The organism is Pectobacterium sp. F1-1 (assembly GCF_025643735.1).
Classification (GTDB): Bacteria; Pseudomonadota; Gammaproteobacteria; order Enterobacterales; family Enterobacteriaceae; genus Pectobacterium; species Pectobacterium colocasium.
This window is the reverse complement of sequence record NZ_CP104733.1, coordinates 329,317-346,894: the sequence shown is the minus strand read 5'-3', so window position 1 is coordinate 346,894 and position 17,578 is coordinate 329,317. Positions and strand designations below refer to the sequence as shown.

General features: G+C 53.1%; 13 protein-coding genes. 5 read left to right on the top strand and 8 right to left on the bottom strand.

All coding sequences use genetic code 11. The annotated features are described in order from the left end of the window. Positions 1 to 36 precede the first annotated feature (36 nt). Positions 37 to 627 (top strand): DnaA initiator-associating protein DiaA, encoded by a 591-nt coding sequence (diaA, locus tag NAL19_RS01580; protein WP_012773024.1) that lies wholly within the window; start codon positions 37 to 39, stop codon positions 625 to 627. An 11-nt stretch (positions 628 to 638) separates the two neighbouring features. Then, complete coding sequence (gene dolP / locus NAL19_RS01575) at positions 639 to 1,211, top strand: division/outer membrane stress-associated lipid-binding lipoprotein (protein WP_263058563.1); 573 nt, start codon at positions 639 to 641, stop codon at positions 1,209 to 1,211. Positions 1,212 to 1,334: 123 nt separating this feature from the next. Here the strand turns inward: dolP and NAL19_RS01570 are convergent, their stop codons facing one another. From NAL19_RS01570 to NAL19_RS01550, 5 genes are all read right to left on the bottom strand, one after another. After that, on the bottom strand, positions 1,335 to 2,630 hold the full coding sequence (locus NAL19_RS01570) for an alginate lyase family protein (protein WP_263058562.1): 1,296 nt from the start codon (positions 2,628 to 2,630) through the stop codon (positions 1,335 to 1,337). A 104-nt stretch (positions 2,631 to 2,734) separates the two neighbouring features. After that, positions 2,735 to 3,469: a monofunctional biosynthetic peptidoglycan transglycosylase gene (mtgA, locus tag NAL19_RS01565; RefSeq protein ID WP_263058561.1), complete on the bottom strand. Its 735-nt coding sequence runs from the start codon at positions 3,467 to 3,469 to the stop codon at positions 2,735 to 2,737. Continuing rightward, the gene (gene elbB / locus NAL19_RS01560) at positions 3,466 to 4,119 is read right to left on the bottom strand and encodes an isoprenoid biosynthesis glyoxalase ElbB (protein ID WP_180743627.1); all 654 of its coding nucleotides are present in this window, start codon (positions 4,117 to 4,119) and stop codon (positions 3,466 to 3,468) included. Before elbB ends, mtgA begins: the two co-directional genes overlap by 4 nt. A 492-nt stretch (positions 4,120 to 4,611) precedes the next feature. After that, positions 4,612 to 6,960 (bottom strand): aerobic respiration two-component sensor histidine kinase ArcB, encoded by a 2,349-nt coding sequence (arcB, locus tag NAL19_RS01555; RefSeq protein WP_263058560.1) that lies wholly within the window; start codon positions 6,958 to 6,960, stop codon positions 4,612 to 4,614. Positions 6,961 to 7,066: 106 nt separating this feature from the next. Then, on the bottom strand, positions 7,067 to 7,996 hold the full coding sequence (locus NAL19_RS01550; RefSeq protein WP_263058559.1) for a TIGR01212 family radical SAM protein: 930 nt from the start codon (positions 7,994 to 7,996) through the stop codon (positions 7,067 to 7,069). Positions 7,997 to 8,647: 651 nt separating this feature from the next. Between NAL19_RS01550 and gltB the strand changes: the two genes are divergently transcribed. The 3 genes from gltB to NAL19_RS01535 all read left to right on the top strand — a co-directional run bounded on the left by gltB (position 8,648) and on the right by NAL19_RS01535 (position 15,602). Further along, positions 8,648 to 13,108: a glutamate synthase large subunit gene (gene gltB, locus NAL19_RS01545; protein ID WP_263058558.1), complete on the top strand. Its 4,461-nt coding sequence runs from the start codon at positions 8,648 to 8,650 to the stop codon at positions 13,106 to 13,108. A gap of 9 nt (positions 13,109 to 13,117) precedes the next feature. After that, positions 13,118 to 14,536: a glutamate synthase small subunit gene (locus tag NAL19_RS01540; protein ID WP_180743572.1), complete on the top strand. Its 1,419-nt coding sequence runs from the start codon at positions 13,118 to 13,120 to the stop codon at positions 14,534 to 14,536. A 292-nt stretch (positions 14,537 to 14,828) separates the two neighbouring features. Beyond that, complete coding sequence (locus NAL19_RS01535; RefSeq protein WP_263058557.1) at positions 14,829 to 15,602, top strand: (S)-acetoin forming diacetyl reductase; 774 nt, start codon at positions 14,829 to 14,831, stop codon at positions 15,600 to 15,602. A gap of 92 nt (positions 15,603 to 15,694) precedes the next feature. On the opposite strand, the gene sspB is transcribed toward NAL19_RS01535, so the two are convergent. The 3 genes from sspB to rpsI all read right to left on the bottom strand — a co-directional run bounded on the left by sspB (position 15,695) and on the right by rpsI (position 17,571). Further along, complete coding sequence (gene sspB / locus NAL19_RS01530) at positions 15,695 to 16,201, bottom strand: ClpXP protease specificity-enhancing factor (protein ID WP_225086590.1); 507 nt, start codon at positions 16,199 to 16,201, stop codon at positions 15,695 to 15,697. Between the two features lie 5 nt (positions 16,202 to 16,206). Beyond that, a complete protein-coding gene (gene sspA, locus NAL19_RS01525; RefSeq protein WP_005975503.1) occupies positions 16,207 to 16,848 on the bottom strand; it encodes a stringent starvation protein SspA in 642 nt (213 codons plus the stop codon). Between the two features lie 330 nt (positions 16,849 to 17,178). Then, positions 17,179 to 17,571, bottom strand: a complete 393-nt coding sequence (gene rpsI, locus NAL19_RS01520; RefSeq protein ID WP_263058556.1) for a 30S ribosomal protein S9 — start codon at positions 17,569 to 17,571, stop codon at positions 17,179 to 17,181. Positions 17,572 to 17,578 lie beyond the last annotated feature (7 nt).

The following is a 17,578-nucleotide window of genomic DNA, read 5'->3' as shown; positions in this document are numbered from 1 at the left end:
TCCTTATGAATTTTAATTTACGTAGGTTAACTCAACGTGCTGGATAGAATAAAAGTTTGTTTTACCGAGAGTATTCAAACGCAGATTGCAGCGGCAGAAGCCTTGCCTGACGCCATTTCCCGCGGCGCGATTGCGATGGTGCAGTCTCTGCTGAACGGCAACAAGATTCTGTGCTGTGGCAACGGAACATCGGCAGCCAATGCGCAGCATTTTGCCGCCAGCATGATTAACCGCTTTGAGGCGGAACGCCCTAGCTTACCGGCCATCGCACTTAATGCGGATAATGTGGTCTTAACTGCGATAGCAAATGACCGCTTGCATGAAGAAGTCTATGCCAAACAAGTCAGAGCATTAGGTCAGGCAGGCGACGTATTACTGGCGATATCAACCCGTGGCAATAGTCGCGATATTGTTAAAGCCGTAGAGTCTGCTGTTACTCGCGACATGACGATTGTCGCCCTGACTGGCTACGATGGCGGCGAACTGGCTGGGCTGCTCGGGCCACAGGATGTGGAGATTCGCATCCCGTCACACCGCAGCGCCCGTATTCAGGAAATGCACATGCTGACAGTAAATTGCCTGTGCGATTTGATTGATAACACACTTTTTCCACACCAGAACGATTGAAGGAGCACTACATGAGGATAAGTTCTGCATTTGCCGTGCTGTCTATCGCCCTGCTGCTACAAGGCTGTGTCGGGGTTGTTGCGGTTGGCAGTGCCGTGGCGACCAAAACAGCCACAGACCCGCGCACTGTTGGCACGCAGGTTGACGATGGCACACTGGAAGTCCGCGTGACGAATGCAATCAGCAAAGACGAGCAGCTGAAAAAAGAAGCCCGTATCATTGCGACGGCTTATCAGGGGAAAGTCTTGTTAACAGGGCAAGCTCCGAACACAGAAATGGCAAACCGGGCTAAGCAAATTGCCCTCGGCGTGGAAGGTGCAACCGAAGTCTACAATGAGATACGCCAGGGCAGTCCGGTTTCAATGGGAACCGCTTCCATGGATACCTGGATTACCACCAAGGTTCGCTCACAGATTCTGGCAAGCGACACGGTTAAATCCTCTAACGTAAAAGTCACAACGGAAAACAGCGAAGTCTTCCTGTTAGGTCTGGTGACACAGCGTGAAGGCGCCTCCGCCGCAGAAATCGCCAGTAAGGTTGGCGGCGTGAAGCATGTAACGACGGCCTTCACCTACCTGCAATAACGCACTTTTTTCTTTAAAAAACAAAAAACCGCTGATGACGACATCAGCGGTTTTTTTATTTCTGCACTTTATCCCGATTCAGGGACGCGTATCTTTACCTGATGAGGCCGAGGCTCAAGAAAATTATGGCGCAGCTGGATTAAGCAGCCAGAGCGCACGACGGGTTTCAACGCTAATGTGGCTCGGTTCTTTATCACGCGAGCCAGCCTCACCAGTGAGTAGCTCCGCAAAGCCCGCCTGCCTGATTTGCGTCTGGTAACGCGGCGCTTTCAAACCGTGCTCCGCCTGCAATAACAGAGGAATGAGACGGCTACTTTGCCTGTCCAGCGTCTTACGCGGCCACGCCTTGTTTTCATCCAGATACGGTGCCATGAAATCCAGCGCCTTTATCACACTACTGCCCTTCGGCGTGTGGTATTGCCAGATATTCTCCCCGACACGCGAAGCCAACATCGCCATATCCGTTATCGCCTGAAGGTTGAAGTAGCTGTAATGGAAAGAGCGAGTGCGCGCCAGCTCCTCAGGCTGAGAACCATCCGGTTGCAACTGGTGATCCAGTTTTTCACGCTGCAATTGCACCATAGACTTCACCACGTCGATTTTTCCCAAATACCAGGCAATTCCCGCTACCTGCACGGTATACCAGCTACCGTGGTTGTTCTGAGCTGTTGCCTCTTTTTTCCCCAGCTTACTGGTTTGCAGCCAGTGCAAATAATCGCTCATCCATTTCTGTATCTGTTGCTCATCCTGCGTCGTCCAGCCCGGAGCATGACGCAGCATAATCAGGGAATCGACAATACGGGTGGAAAAATAGCGTCCGTCCAAGACGCCCGCGCCTCTGCCCGGCGCAATGCCCGGCACGCCTTGCGCGAAATCGAGATTAGGGTTCATGCGCGTAGCGGGGTCGATAAACCAGGTACGGATCATCGAGATGGCCTTATCGGCATAAGTCTGTTTACCAGAGAAATACCACGCCAGCGTCAATGCCTGCGTTTGGGCGGTAAATTTTGCCAGTCTAACGCCGTCCGTCTCCTCATCCTTGCTGGCAGGGTTTACCTGCCCATCACGACGAATCCAGGGCAAACCATCAGCTTTGTCGGGATCGGGCCACCAGTAGGCGCTGAGGCTCAAATAATCATGCTTTGAACCGCTAGGGGGCGTGGATTTTTTTTCCGTCACACTAGGGTTCTCAATTTTCAGTGCACGATCGGCTTCTGAAATGAGCTGATCGTACGCCATGCGCGTCTGCGGCTTTTCCGTTTTCTGCTGTAGCTGCTGTTTTACCGAGGATAGCTGAGGCTGCTGCAAGAAGGCGTAGGGATTATCGGGGGGGGACGCTTTAGGCTCCGCATCCGCACGGGCAACGGAAGCCACACAACACAATGCAACCAGTAAACCTGACCAATAACGTAACCGCATACTTTCTCCTGATGTCGAAAACACGACCGTTAACGCAAAATTTCTCGGTATACTAACGAACAACACTTATTAATTCAGATTGTTATCTCACAACAAATGATATCTCACAGCAGATCGTTATCTCGCAAAAATGCGTCGCCGCCCATCTGTCTCATCTGGCGTAAAATCCACTGCTGGCGTTGAATAACATAGCCGGAGGGGGCATTCGCACGAAAGCGAATAGGGTTCGGTAACACCGCCGCCAGTAAGGCGGATTCGCTTGCTGTCAGCTTGCTAGCTGGCTTGTTGAAATAACGTCTGGCAGCGGCCTCTACGCCAAAGATACCGGGACCAAATTCGGCGATATTCAGATACACGGTAAGGATCCGCCGTTTTGTCCAGACCAGTTCCACCCCGGTGGTAATCCCTGCTTCAAGCCCTTTACGTACCCAGCTACGTCCATCCCACAGGAACAGATTCTTCACCATCTGCTGTGAGAGCGTAGAAGCACCGCGAATCCGCTGTGTATTGCGCTCGTTGTGCTTCAATGCCTGACCAATCGCATCCAGATCGAAGCCCCAATGCTGAGGGAATTTTTGGTCTTCCGCCGCTATCACCGCCAACGCCATTTCCGGTGCGATATCCGCCATCGAAACCCAGTCAGAATGGGCAACATAGGAGAATTCGCCTTTTAGCCATGCGCTGATTTGCCTGTCGGCCATCACCGCAGAAAACGGCACTGGCAGGAAGGAAAACAGCAGGATGCCAGCCAGCCACGCTCCGATGACGACTAACACACTGCGAACAATCAGACGCTTCAGCCACGTTAGCACGCCTCCACGCCCTCTGTTCCACCTCATTCGGTGAGATCCAAAACGCGGGCTACGAGCTTATCAATGCCTTTTGCCGCTTCGCTGATGGAGTTAGCCAGCATGTAAGCCGGTGTCGTCACGATTTTATGTTCCGCATCAACCACGATGTCATCGACCGGACAAACAACATGGATACCGCCCATCTCTTCGACTGCCTCAGCGGTGTCAATATCGTTACCAATGGTTACGCGTACAGGTTCACCCAAAATCTTCGGCAACAGCGCAGGTGAGATGCAAATAAAACCAATTGGTTTATTTTGCTTATAAATTTCCTGTGTGAGCAATTGCAGTGTTTCATCAATCTGACAGGCCGTTCCCTGCATCGCAAAGTCACTTAAATTTTTCGCGGCGCCAAAACCACCCGGCACAATCAGCGCATCTAAATCTTGCGCATTCGCCGTAGAAAGCGGCTGGATTTTTCCTCTGGCGATCCGTGCCGATTCTGCTAAAACGTTGCGATTCTCACCAGTTACGTCACCCGTCAGGTGATTAACCACCTGTAATTGCGGCTTATCTGGTGCAAAGCAAACCGCTTGTGCACCCGCGCGATCCAACGCAAGTAACGTCAATACGGCTTCATGAATCTCGGAACCGTCATAAACACCACAGCCACTAAGGACAATGCCGACTCGTTTCATCATCTTTTCCTTCATTTCATTACATCAACTAATTGATTTTTTAATTGACAAACACTAATCTACATCACACATTTTAATGATTCTTGTAACAAAGATTTCTACATTTGCTATTTTGTTGCTTGATGAAGATGTACAGTAGTGAGGTTTTAATCACTGTTGTAAGATGTACTTAGAGACTAAGCTCTGCTTAGAAACATCGTTAAGTTAGAAACATAGTTAAGACACGAATATCCGCACTTGCGAGTTTACAAAACCTGAAATCTAAATGCAGGTGCATGTTTTCCCTGGTGTTGGCGCATAATTCGCGCACCCCGGCTTCGGCCGGGGTCATTTTTTTCTACCGTATGAAAACGTGCAAAACCCCGTATTCCCTGCCTCTCTCCACCCGAACACCCTGCTCAATCTGCCGCCTTTTTGCATGATATCGCATGAGACGAAAAAAATTTTCTCGCTGTTTTACTCGCCACGTCCCTGTGGCCACAACAAACCGTATCAGGATTCTTTTTCCGCTTTTGCCACCCAATCTCGCAGTACCTGAACATCATGACGCCAGTCGTGCTTAAGTTCATCGACCCATTCCTGCACGTTATCCCACCATGCCGGTAACGATGAGGTCTGAATCTGCTGGGCGACCTGCTGCAAATGCCGTAACCCGACGGAACCCGCCGCCCCTTTGATTTTGTGCCCTTCTTCCGTAATACCTTTCTGGTCACGCGCCGTCATGTTGGAATCCAGAATCGCCAGATAGCCCGGCATCATCTGTTCAAACATCTCCAGGCTCTGATGAATCAATTTCGGCCCCACTAAATCCAGATACTGTTCCAGCATCGGGATATCCAACAGATCTTCTTCTGCTTTTGCCATTTCATCACCTTCCTCCGCCGCCGGTTCTTCCGTCCACACCGTGTGAGTGTCCCAGAATTGTTTGATGACGGCCGTCAGCGCGGGCACCGATAGCGGCTTGCTGAGCACGTCATCCATCCCCGCATCCAGATATTCGCGTTTATCTTTCAGCACGTTCGCCGTCAACGCCACCAGCGGCGGCAGGCTGCGGTTGCCATAGCGCGAACGCAGCTGACGCGCGACGTCCAGCCCGGTCATATCCGGCAGTTGAATATCAAGCAGCACCAGATCGAACTCATCGGGATCGAACATATCCAGCGCTTCCTGTCCGGTCATGGCGACATCGACGCTATTACCCAATTTTTCCAACACGGAACGCGCGACCACCACGTTCAGTTCGATATCTTCCACCAACAGAACGTGCAGCGCCGGTAGCGGCAAATCATCGTCGTCCAGACCGCTTCCCGCTTCATCGACGCTCGGCGCAATGACCGTCAGGGTAAAGCAGGAACCTTTGCCCTGCGTGCTGGAAACCTGGATATCGCCCCCCATGTTCTGCGCCAGACGCTTCGACACGGCAAGGCCGATTCCCGTCCCTGTCGCTGGCTTGCCGCCATGCTGGTCTTTGACCTGATAATACATGGCGAAGATTTTTTCCAGTTCATCCGCCGGAATGCCCATCCCGGAATCTTCCACTTCAAAGCGCAGACGATCGCCTTTTTCATGCCAGACGCGCACCACAATTTCACCTTTCGGTGTAAATTTCACCGCGTTACTCAGCAGGTTCCACAGAATCTGTCGCAGGCGTGTTCCATCGGTAATCACTTTCTGTGGCAGAGGCTGGTGCTGATCCATAATCAGCTTCAGGCCTTTCGGTTCCGCCAGCAGGCCGCCGAGGTTCTCCAGATCCACGAGGAAGCCGGTGAAATCGATCGGCTGGTTATCCAGTTGCACCTTGCGGCGCTCCTGTTTGTCCATCTCAATCACGTCGTTAAAGATATTGCCGAGCGTAATCGCGCTGACGTGGATGGTTTTCAGGTATTTTTGCTGTTCAGGGTCAAGCTGCGTATCCAGCAGGATGCGACTTAACCCGACAATGCCATTAAGCGGCGTACGAAGCTCGTGGCTGATTGTTGAGATGAAGGTAGTCTTCTCCCTACTGGCGTTCTCTAACGCGTCCTGGTAACGCTTACGCTCCGTTATATCGCGTCCAAATCCCATCAGCCCGTGGCGTTTACCCATCCGGTCATAAAATGGCACCTTACGCAGCTCAAAACAGGCTTTACGGCCATCGGGATAAACCAGCCACTGTTCATAGGTCAGAGAAACGTTATGACGGAACACTTTTTCGTCCGTCTCCATCACTTTCTCGGCAATATCGGGGGTGTAAACATCCTGCGGCGTCAGGCCAATGAGCTGCTTCTGGCTTTTGCCCACCAGCAGTTCCATCGCGCGGTTACAGCCGGAGAACTCTTTATCTTCGTTACGGTAGTAAACCAAATCCGGTGAGGCATCGAGGAACGAACGCAGCAACGCCGACTGCTGCTCCAGTTCAATCTGCGCCTGTTCGCGGCGGGACATCTCGTCTTTCAGTCGGCTCATCACCAGCGCGCGAGCATCTTCTGCTTTGATACGGTCGGCGATTTCCTGATTGAGCTGTGCGATGTTCTCCTGAAGCTGCGCATTCAGCTCCAGATCCCGATGGCGCATTTCTTCCAGCTTCGCCACCAACTTCGACAGCCGCTGGCGCGACTCTTCGAGCTGTTCCACTACCACGGAGAGAAAATAAACGGCCCAGGGCGTAATCAGCAGCCCGAAGAAAATAGAGCGGACGACGTCGATGTTCTCGACCTCTCCACTGAGCAACAGGGTGACCGCCATTTGCACCACCATCGCCAGCAGCACCAAGACTGAGGCCAGCAGCAGTGAAAAACGGACAAGCCCCAGTTTTACCATCAAATCAACATAGTACTGAGCCAACAGACGAATTTGCTTCATAGCGATTTCCCTTAGTCACCCACCCGCGCATCATAACGTAAAATGGGAGCTTATACGGTGCCGCCGCACAGATTCACGGCACGAAATACCCGCATCTTCTGACACGTCAGGGCCCATCGTAACGGTAAGGTGTGCCCAGCGCGGAACCTTGTACGCCATGCGTTTGCAGATAGCGATCCAGCTCTACCATGCCCGTCCAGCGGTTTTCACACCAGAGCGGAGCCAGTAAGGTCGGACGGCGCGCGCTGGCGGAAATGCGATGATAGATCACCTCCGGCGGCGTATGGCGAATCATCTCTCCCGCCGTCTCCACGTAGCGATCCAGCGCCAGATCGGGGAGCCTTCCCGCTCGCCAGGATTTCGCCATCGTGCTGCCTTCCACGATATGGAGCGGGTGCAGCTTAATGCCCTCCACGCCGGTCTCAACCACCTGCTCCAGCGTCGATAAGCAGCACTGTGCATCTTCTCCCGGTAAACCGACAATCAGATGGCTACACACCTTCAGACCACGCGCACGCGCGCGTCGGGTGGTTTCCTGATAGCAGGCGAAGTCATGTCCGCGATTAATCCGGTGCAGCGTTTTATCACTCGCGCTTTGCAGCCCTAGCTCCAGCCAAACCTCATAGCCCTGTTCGTGATAGCGAGACAATAAATCCAGCACCGCATCAGGCACACAGTCGGGGCGCGTGCCCACACAAAGTCCCACCATTTCAGCCTGTTTCAGCGCTTCCTGATACATGCTTTCCAGCACCTGGACTTCAGCATAAGTGCTGGTGTACGCCTGAAAATACGCCAGATAACGTTTGGCGCGATTCACCTTTCCCGCCTGCGTTTCCAACTGCTGCGCAATACTGCGTTGCTGCATCCGTTCATCCGCAAACGAGGCCACATTGCAGAACGTACAGCCGCCTCGCCCCAGCGTGCCATCGCGGTTTGGGCAATTAAACCCGCCGTGCAGCGTCAGTTTGTGGATCTTCTCGCCATAGCGACGCTGAAGATTTCCGCCAAACATATTGATTAATTTTTGCAATTGCATATTCTAACCTGCTCCCTTGAGGAACAGCAGACTACCTTTCTCTTGCCCCCTTCGCGATGACCGCGATCAATCACACACACCCCAACGAAATGCATTTTTATTCGCTTTTAGTGAAAATAAACTCACGTCAGTGCTAATTAATTTTTCTTATCCCCTGTGTGCGCTTGATGAAAAGATGAAGCAATACTTAAAAATAGTTTCATGAAATCTAAAAGTAGCCATATTCAGCATAATATGCTGAAACGCAGAAATAATGCAGCATGGATAAGGGTTCTCGCGCTTTTGTATAGTGATACAGCTCACACTTCAATTAAACGCCATAGTCATTTACCGAGATAGTTTTTCTAAAAAAATCATTATCTTTCATAGGTATAATTAAAAATTATCGTTTATCAGCACATTTTGCACTGGTATTTGACCTGAACAGGCTTTCTCGCTAATTTGGAAATCCGCTGGAAGCTTTCCTGACGGGTCCATGATTCGTCATATTTATGCAGTAAATGAAGACTCCCTCTAAAAACAAGTCATTTACCACTTGTGAGACCGTCACGAGAGGCCGAAGAAGAGAGCGTAATACTAGCCGCTCGACGCCACGGTGCTTTCTCGCAGTAGGTTGTGAGAGTCACACAGAGCCTGGGGAGGTTCACTAATATGTTGTACGATGCATCCCAAGAGAGAGATAACTGTGGTTTCGGATTAATCGCCCATATAGAAGGTGAGCCGAGCCACAAAGTAGTGCGTACCGCGATTCACGCGCTCGCACGTATGCAGCACCGTGGCGCAATCCTTGCTGACGGCAAGACTGGCGACGGCTGCGGTTTATTACTTCAGAAGCCAGACCGTTTCTTTCGTCTGGTGGCGGAAGAGCACGGCTGGCGTTTAGCCAAAAACTACGCCGTTGGCATGATGTTTCTCAATCAGGACGAAGATCTGGCTCGCGCCACCCGTCGGATTGTAGAAGAAGAGTTGCAGAACGAAACGCTGTCCGTACTGGGCTGGCGTGAAGTGCCAACCAATCCGGATGTGCTGGGTGAAATTGCCCTGTCATCCATGCCGCGTATTGAGCAAATTTTCGTTAACGCCCCGGCAGGCTGGCGTCAACGTGATATGGAACGCCGTCTGTTCATGGCGCGTCGCCGTATCGAAAAGCGTATCGAAGACAAAGAGTTCTACGTTTGTAGCTTCTCCAATTTGGTCACGATCTATAAAGGTCTGTGTATGCCGGCGGATCTGCCGCGCTTCTACCTCGATCTTGCCGATCTGCGTCTGGAATCCTCGATCTGTCTGTTCCACCAGCGTTTCTCAACCAACACGGTACCCCGCTGGCCGCTGGCGCAGCCGTTCCGCTATCTGGCACATAACGGTGAGATCAACACCATTGCTGGTAACCGCCAGTGGGCACGCGCGCGCGCTTACAAATTCAAAACCCCGCTGATCCCAGATTTGCAGGATGCCGCGCCGTTCGTCAACGAAACCGGTTCTGACTCTAGCTCGCTGGATAACATGCTGGAACTGTTCCTGAGCGGCGGGATGGATATCATCCGCGCGATGCGCCTGCTGGTTCCGCCAGCCTGGCAGAACAACCCGGATATGGATCCTGAACTGCGCGCCTTCTTCGACTTTAACTCCATGCACATGGAGCCGTGGGATGGCCCTGCCGGTATTGTTATGTCCGACGGGCGCTATGCCGCCTGTAACCTGGATCGTAACGGCCTGCGCCCTGCGCGCTACGTCATCACCAAAGACAAGCTGATCACCTGCGCGTCTGAAGTCGGTATCTGGGATTATCAGCCGGATGAAGTGGTTGAAAAAGGCCGCGTCGGTCCGGGCGAACTGATGGTGATCGACACCCGCAGTGGCCGTATCCTGCACTCTGCTGAAACCGATGACGATCTGAAAAGCCGCCACCCTTACAAAGAGTGGATGGAGAAAAACGTTAAGCGCCTCGTGCCGTTTGAAGAGTTGCCAGACGATCAGGTCGGCAGCCGTGAATTCGACGATGAGCTGCTGGAGACCTTCCAGAAGCAGTACGGTTACAGCAGCGAAGAGTTGGATCAAGTCATTCGCGTGCTGGGTGAAAATGGTCAGGAAGCTACGGGGTCGATGGGCGACGATACGCCGTTCGCCGTGCTGTCCAGCCGTCCACGCATCATTTATGACTACTTCCGTCAGCAGTTCGCGCAGGTGACCAACCCGCCAATCGATCCGCTGCGCGAAGCGCATGTGATGTCTCTGGCGACCAGCATTGGCCGTGAAATGAACGTCTTCTGTGAAGCGGAAGGTCAAGCTCACCGTCTGAGCTTTAAATCGCCAATCCTGCTTTACTCCGACTTCACACAGCTGACATCGCAGGATGAGCTGCACTATCGCGCCGACACGCTGGATCTGACGTTTGATCCGTCGCAGCAAACGCTGCAACAGACCATCGAGAAACTGTGTGACGAAGCAGAAAGCAAAGTCAGAGACGGTGCCGTTCTGCTGGTGCTGTCTGACCGTGGCATTAGCGAATCACGCTTGCCAGTCCCTGCGCCAATGGCCGTCGGTGCCGTTCAGCGCCGTCTGGTCGAAAAGAGCCTGCGTTGTGATGCCAACATCATTGTCGAAACTGCCAGCGCACGCGATCCGCACCACTTTGCCGTGTTGTTAGGCTTTGGTGCGACGGCTATCTACCCTTACCTCGCCTACGAAACGCTGGCGCGGATGGTGGATAACCACACGATCGACAAACCTTATCGTGCCGTGATGTTGAACTACCGTAACGGCATCAATAAAGGCCTGTACAAGATTATGTCCAAAATGGGCATCTCGACGATTGCGTCTTATCGCTGCTCCAAGCTGTTTGAAGCCGTGGGCCTGCACAAAGATGTATCGACGCAATGCTTCCTGGGTGTCGTCAGCCGCATTGGCGGGGCAAATTACAGCGACTTCGAACAGGATCTGCTGAACCTGTCCAAGCGCGCCTGGCTGAAACGCAAAACGCTGGAACAGGGCGGCCTGCTGAAATTTGTTCACGGCGGCGAATACCATGCTTACAACCCGGATGTCGTCACCACGCTGCAAACAGCGGTGAAAACCGGGGAATACAGCGATTACGAACAATACGCCAAACTGGTTAACGAGCGTCCGGCGGCTACATTACGTGACCTGCTGGCGTTGAAACCGCAGGAAGGCGCAGCCATCGCGATCGACGACGTTGAACCAGCCTCTGAAATGTTCAAACGCTTCGATACCGCGGCCATGTCCATCGGTGCACTCAGCCCCGAAGCCCATGAATCGCTGGCTGAAGCGATGAACGGACTGGGCGGTTTCTCCAACTCTGGTGAAGGCGGCGAAGATCCGGCGCGTTACGGCACCAATAAAGTGTCCCGTATCAAGCAGGTTGCTTCTGGTCGCTTTGGTGTGACGCCAGCCTATCTGGTTAACGCCGATGTGATTCAGATTAAAGTGGCACAGGGCGCGAAGCCGGGCGAAGGCGGTCAGTTACCGGGTGATAAAGTCACACCGTACATTGCCCGTCTGCGCTATTCCGTGCCGGGCGTGACGCTGATTTCACCACCACCGCACCACGACATTTACTCTATCGAAGATCTGGCTCAGCTGATTTTCGATCTGAAGCAGGTCAACCCGAAAGCGATGATTTCGGTAAAACTGGTGTCCGAACCGGGTGTCGGAACTATCGCTACAGGTGTTGCCAAGGCGTATGCCGACCTGATTACCATCGCTGGTTACGACGGCGGTACCGGTGCCAGCCCACTGTCTTCCGTGAAATACGCGGGCTGCCCGTGGGAACTGGGTCTGGTAGAAACACAGCAAGCTTTGGTATCCAACGGTTTGCGCCACAAAATCCGCCTTCAGGTGGACGGTGGCCTGAAAACCGGTCTGGATATCGTCAAAGCAGCGATTCTGGGTGCGGAAAGCTTCGGCTTCGGTACCGGGCCAATGGTCGCGCTGGGCTGTAAATACCTGCGTATCTGCCACCTGAACAACTGTGCGACCGGCGTTGCCACACAGGATGAGAAGCTGCGTCGCGATCACTACCACGGTCTGCCTGAGCGTGTAACCAACTACTTCCAGTTCATCGCGCATGAAACCCGCGTGCTGATGGCAGAGCTGGGCGTCAGCCGTCTGGTCGATCTGATTGGTCGTACCGATTTGCTGGTTGAACTGGACGGTTTCAGCGCGAAACAGAATAAGCTGGATCTGTCGCCGCTGCTGCACGCTGCACAGCCTCAGCCGGGCAAAGCGCTGTACTGCACTGAAAGCAACCTGTCGTTCGATAAGGGCTTGCTGAACAAAGAGCTGCTGGCACAGGCACAGCCGCACATCGATTCGAAACAGGGCAAAGCGCTCTACTTCGATATCCGCAACACCGATCGCTCCGTCGGCGCGACGTTGTCCGGTGCGATTGCCGAGAAACATGGCGATCAAGGGCTGGCGGGCGATCCGATTAAAGCTCACTTCTCCGGTACCGCAGGGCAGAGCTTTGGCGTCTGGAACGCAGGCGGCGTGGAACTGAAATTAACCGGCGATGCCAACGACTACGTGGGCAAAGGCATGGCGGGTGGCAGCATCTCCGTGCGTCCTCCGGTGGGTTCCGCCTTCCGCAGCCACGAAGCCAGCATCATCGGTAACACCTGTCTCTACGGTGCGACTGGCGGTAAGCTGTTTGCCGCAGGCCGTGCGGGTGAACGTTTCGCCGTACGTAACTCCGGCTGTATCACCGTGGTAGAAGGCATCGGCGATAATGGCTGTGAATACATGACGGGCGGTATCGTCTGCGTGCTGGGTCGTACTGGCGTGAACTTTGGCGCAGGCATGACCGGTGGATTCGCCTACGTGCTGGATGAAGACGGTGAATTCCACAAACGCGTTAACCCGGAACTGGTGGAAGTGCTGGATGTCGAAGAACTGGCTATTCATGAAGAGCATCTGCGTGGTCTGATCACCGAGCACGTACAGAATACCGGTTCACACCGCGGAGAAGAGATCCTCGCTAACTGGCCGACCTGGGCACCGAAGTTTGCTCTGGTGAAACCGAAGTCAAGTGATGTGAAGGCATTGTTGGGTCACCGTAGTCGTTCCGCAGCCGAGCTGCGGGTTCAGGCGCAGTAAGAGGTCATCATGAGTCAGAATGTTTACCAGTTTATCGACTTACAGCGCGTTGATCCGCCCAAGAAACCGCTAAAGATTCGTAAAATTGAATTTGTTGAGATCTACGAGCCGTTCTCAGAAAGCCAGTCCAAAGCTCAGGCAGATCGCTGCCTGTCCTGCGGTAACCCTTACTGTGAGTGGAAATGTCCGGTACACAACTATATCCCGAACTGGCTGAAGCTGGCGAACGAAGGCCGCATTATCGAAGCGGCTGAGTTATCGCACCAAACCAACAGCCTGCCGGAAGTCTGCGGTCGCGTGTGCCCGCAGGATCGTCTGTGTGAAGGTTCCTGTACGCTGAATGATGAGTTCGGCGCGGTCACCATCGGCAACATCGAGCGCTATATCAATGATAAAGCGATCGAAATGGGCTGGAAGCCAAGCGTTGCCAACGTCAAACCGACCGGCAAGCGCGTCGCCATCATTGGTGCTGGCCCGGCAGGGCTGGCCTGTGCCGACGTGCTGGCACGCAATGGCGTACAGGCCGTCGTTTTCGATCGTCATCCCGAGATCGGTGGCCTTCTGACCTTCGGTATCCCCTCTTTCAAGCTGGAAAAAGAGGTAATGGTGAAACGTCGTGAGATTTTCACCGAGATGGGCATCGAATTCCGCCTGAACACCGAAGTCGGCAAAGATGTGCAGATGAAAGCGCTGCTGGACGAATACGATGCCGTCTTCCTCGGCGTCGGCACCTATCAGTCTATGCGTGGCGGATTGGACAATGAAGACGCTCAGGGTGTCTACGATGCGCTGCCGTTCCTGATCGCCAACACCAAGCAGCTGATGGGCTTTGAAGCAGCAGTAGACGAGCCTTACGTCAGCATGCAAGGGAAACGCGTAGTGGTGCTGGGCGGTGGTGACACCGCAATGGACTGCGTGCGCACCTCAATTCGTCAGGGTTCAACGCACGTGACCTGTGCCTATCGTCGCGATGAAGAGAACATGCCGGGTTCCAAACGCGAAGTGAAAAACGCGCGTGAAGAAGGCGTCGAGTTCAAATTCAACCTGCAACCGTTAAGCGTCGAGATCAACGGCGCTGGCAAAGTGTGCGGTGTGAAAATGGCGCGTACTGCACTGGGTGCACCAGATGCCAACGGGCGTCGCCGTCCTGAAATCGTAGAGGGTTCCGAACACGTTCTGGAAGCCGATGCGGTCATCATGGCGTTCGGCTTCCGTCCGCACAAAATGGCGTGGCTGGCAGAACATGACGTCAAACTGGACGATCAAGGTCGCATTGTCGCACCAGAAAGCTGTGATAACGCCTTCCAGACCAGTAACCCGAAAATTTTTGCGGGCGGCGATGCGGTACGTGGTTCCGATCTGGTGGTCACCGCTATCGCAGAAGGCCGTAAAGCCGCTGATGGCATCATGAACTATCTGGAAGTGTAAAAACGTGGAAGTGTAAAAACGTGGAAGTGTAAAAACGACCCACTTCTCTTAAGGGCAGCGCTGGCTGCCCTTTTCTTTTTCCGCCCTTACCTGAAATTTCGGTTAGCAGCCGATGACAATCAGCTCATCTCCCTGCGGAACATCACACCATAAAGTCCAATAAAACCTTTATCTTTCCACTTCTCCCTAAAGAACTTTTCGTAATAAATCCTGCAATATCACGTTAAAGGCCTACACTTACCTCCGGCATTTACTTGTCTTTATTGAGATTGGATTTCATTAAGGAGGAACTATGACAGTCGAAGTGGCACTTGTAACAGGAGCCGGTCAAGGTATTGGCCGCGCTATTGCTCTCAGACTGGCGGCCGACGGTTTTGCCGTCGCCATCGTGGATTACAATCAGGAAACGGCGCGCAGTGTGGCGCAGGAAATCGAAAAAACGGGCGGACAGGCTATCGCACTACAGGCAGACGTCGCGGATCGTGAGGCCGTTTTCGCTGCCGTTGCCGCAACCAAAAAGCGCTTTGGTGACTTTAACGTCATCGTCAATAACGCCGGCGTTGCCCCTTCAACCCTGATTGAAGACATCACGCCGGAAGTCATCGATCGCGTTTACAACATCAACGTCAAAGGCGTTATCTGGGGGATTCAGGCTGCGCTCGACGCCTTTAAATCTCTGGGGCACGGCGGAAAAATCATCAATGCCTGTTCGCAGGCCGGACATGTGGGCAACCCTGAACTCGCCGTCTACAGCTCAAGTAAATTTGCGGTTCGCGGCCTAACACAAACTGCCGCACGTGATTTAGCGCCGCTGGGCATCACCGTCAACGGTTACTGCCCGGGCATTGTAAAAACGCCAATGTGGGATGAAATCGATCGGAAGATCTCCGAATCCGCAGGGAAACCGCGTGGCTATGCGACGGAAGAATTCGCCAAGCGCATTACGCTGGGTCGCCTTTCTGAACCCGAAGATGTCGCCGCCTGCGTATCCTATCTGGCCAGCCACGATTCCGACTATATGACGGGGCAATCGCTATTGATTGATGGCGGAATGGTGTTCAGTTAACGATATATTTTGCTAACAAACATTTATCAAACAAATGGTTAGCTAAAGGCAGGAATAGAAAAGGGCACCGCAGTGGTGCCCTTGAAAGGGCATTATTTAACCACCCTCAGCGACGGTCTGCCACCTTTAGGCGGCTGTGGCGGTTCATCATCAGAACCGGAACCATCGTTAGGGGTTTCAGAATCAGGCGGACTCTCGACAATCGACATCACCGTCCCTGAAGAGGGGGCGCCTTCCTGGAAGTCTTCAAATTCACCTGCGGATTCTTCGTAAGCAGGCTCGGGCTCAAACATCGTTCCAGCCCCGTTCTCACGTGCATAAATCGCCATTACGGCCGCCATCGGCACGTAGACCTGACGCGGTACACCACCAAAACGGGCATTGAAACGAACGCTGTCATCAGCTAACTCAAGGCCGCCAACAGCGCGCGGTGCGATATTCAGCACGATCTGGCCGTCACGGGCGAACTCCATCGGCACCATAACACCCGGCAGAGTGACATCTACCACCAGGTGAGGTGTTAATTGGTTATCCAGCAACCAATCATAAAAAGCCCGCAATAAATACGGACGACGCGGAGACAGTTGAGACAACGCCATACAGTTTAACCTCGGGTTTGCAAACGCATTTCACGTTCCACTTCCGTCAGGGAAGCCAGGAACGCATCACGCTCAAAGACGCGTGTCATGTAGCCTTTCAACTCTTTCGCGCCCGAACCACTCAGCTCAATGCCTAACTGCGGCAAACGCCACAGCAGCGGGGCCAGATAGCAATCTACCAGGCTGAACTCTTCACTCATGAAATAAGGCGCTTCGTTGAACACCGGAGCGATGGCCAGCAGTTCTTCACGCAGTTGCTTACGCGCCGCATCCGCTTCTTGCGCGCTGCCATGAGTAATTTTCTTCAGTAAAGAATACCAGTCGCTCTCAATGCGATGCATCATCAGGCGGCTATTACCGCGTGCAACCGGATAGACAGGCATTAGCGGAGGATGAGGAAAACGTTCATCCAGATACTCCATGATGATGCGTGATTCATAGAGCGTCAGTTCGCGATCGACCAGCGTTGGCACGGAACCGTAAGGATTGAGGTCAATAAGATCCTGAGGCAGATTATCCATGTCTACCTGCTCAATCTCGACACTCACACCTTTTTCCGCCAATACGATGCGTACCTGATGGCTAAAAATGTCGGATGGACCAGAAAACAGCGTCATTACCGAACGTTTGTTGGCAGCGACAGCCATGAAAACCTCCAAGTTTATCGAGAAAATATGGCGAATAACCGTGCAGTCAATAACCTGCAAACCGCTATTCGAAATGCTGCTCGCCAATGTGTGTAAACGTCACCGGACAAAACCCAGCGTTTAAACCGCTACGTGATAGCTGGCACACAGGCATAAAATCGGCGAATAGCTTATCAGATTTTGTTCGTTTTGTGGGGATATAAGCGCAACTTCATCGCTAACATACGGAAAGTAAAGCGTATATTTCGAGGAAATTTATTTTCAGGCATAAAAAACCCGGTGACCAGCACCGGGTTTTTCGCATTGATTTCGCTGCAAAGCAGCAAGAAATTAACGCTTGGAGAACTGAGGACGACGACGTGCTTTACGCAGGCCGACTTTCTTACGTTCAACCTGACGAGCATCACGAGTAACGAAGCCTGCTTTACGCAGTTCGCTACGCAGAGACTCATCATACTCCATCAGAGCGCGGGTGATACCGTGACGGATCGCACCAGCCTGACCAGAGATACCACCACCTTTAACGGTGATGTACAGATCCAGTTTCTCAACCATGTCGACCAGTTCCAGCGGCTGGCGAACTACCATGCGGGCAGTTTCGCGACCGAAGTACTGTTCCAGACTACGCTGGTTGATAACGATGTTACCGCTGCCCGGTTTGATGAACACGCGAGCGGCGGAGCTTTTGCGGCGACCAGTGCCGTAGTATTGATTTTCAGCCATTGCCTAT

Coding starts and splice junctions, on each gene's coding strand:
- dolP (WP_263058563.1), top strand. CDS start 639: ATGAGGATAAGTTCTGCATTTGCCGTGCTGTCTATCGCCCTGCTGCTA.
- NAL19_RS01570 (WP_263058562.1), bottom strand. CDS start 2,630: ATGCGGTTACGTTATTGGTCAGGTTTACTGGTTGCATTGTGTTGTGTG.
- mtgA (WP_263058561.1), bottom strand. CDS start 3,469: ATGAGGTGGAACAGAGGGCGTGGAGGCGTGCTAACGTGGCTGAAGCGT.
- elbB (WP_180743627.1), bottom strand. CDS start 4,119: ATGAAACGAGTCGGCATTGTCCTTAGTGGCTGTGGTGTTTATGACGGT.
- arcB (WP_263058560.1), bottom strand. CDS start 6,960: ATGAAGCAAATTCGTCTGTTGGCTCAGTACTATGTTGATTTGATGGTA.
- NAL19_RS01550 (WP_263058559.1), bottom strand. CDS start 7,996: ATGCAATTGCAAAAATTAATCAATATGTTTGGCGGAAATCTTCAGCGT.
- gltB (WP_263058558.1), top strand. CDS start 8,648: ATGTTGTACGATGCATCCCAAGAGAGAGATAACTGTGGTTTCGGATTA.
- NAL19_RS01540 (WP_180743572.1), top strand. CDS start 13,118: ATGAGTCAGAATGTTTACCAGTTTATCGACTTACAGCGCGTTGATCCG.
- NAL19_RS01535 (WP_263058557.1), top strand. CDS start 14,829: ATGACAGTCGAAGTGGCACTTGTAACAGGAGCCGGTCAAGGTATTGGC.
- sspB (WP_225086590.1), bottom strand. CDS start 16,201: ATGGCGTTGTCTCAACTGTCTCCGCGTCGTCCGTATTTATTGCGGGCT.
- sspA (WP_005975503.1), bottom strand. CDS start 16,848: ATGGCTGTCGCTGCCAACAAACGTTCGGTAATGACGCTGTTTTCTGGT.
- rpsI (WP_263058556.1), bottom strand. CDS start 17,571: ATGGCTGAAAATCAATACTACGGCACTGGTCGCCGCAAAAGCTCCGCC.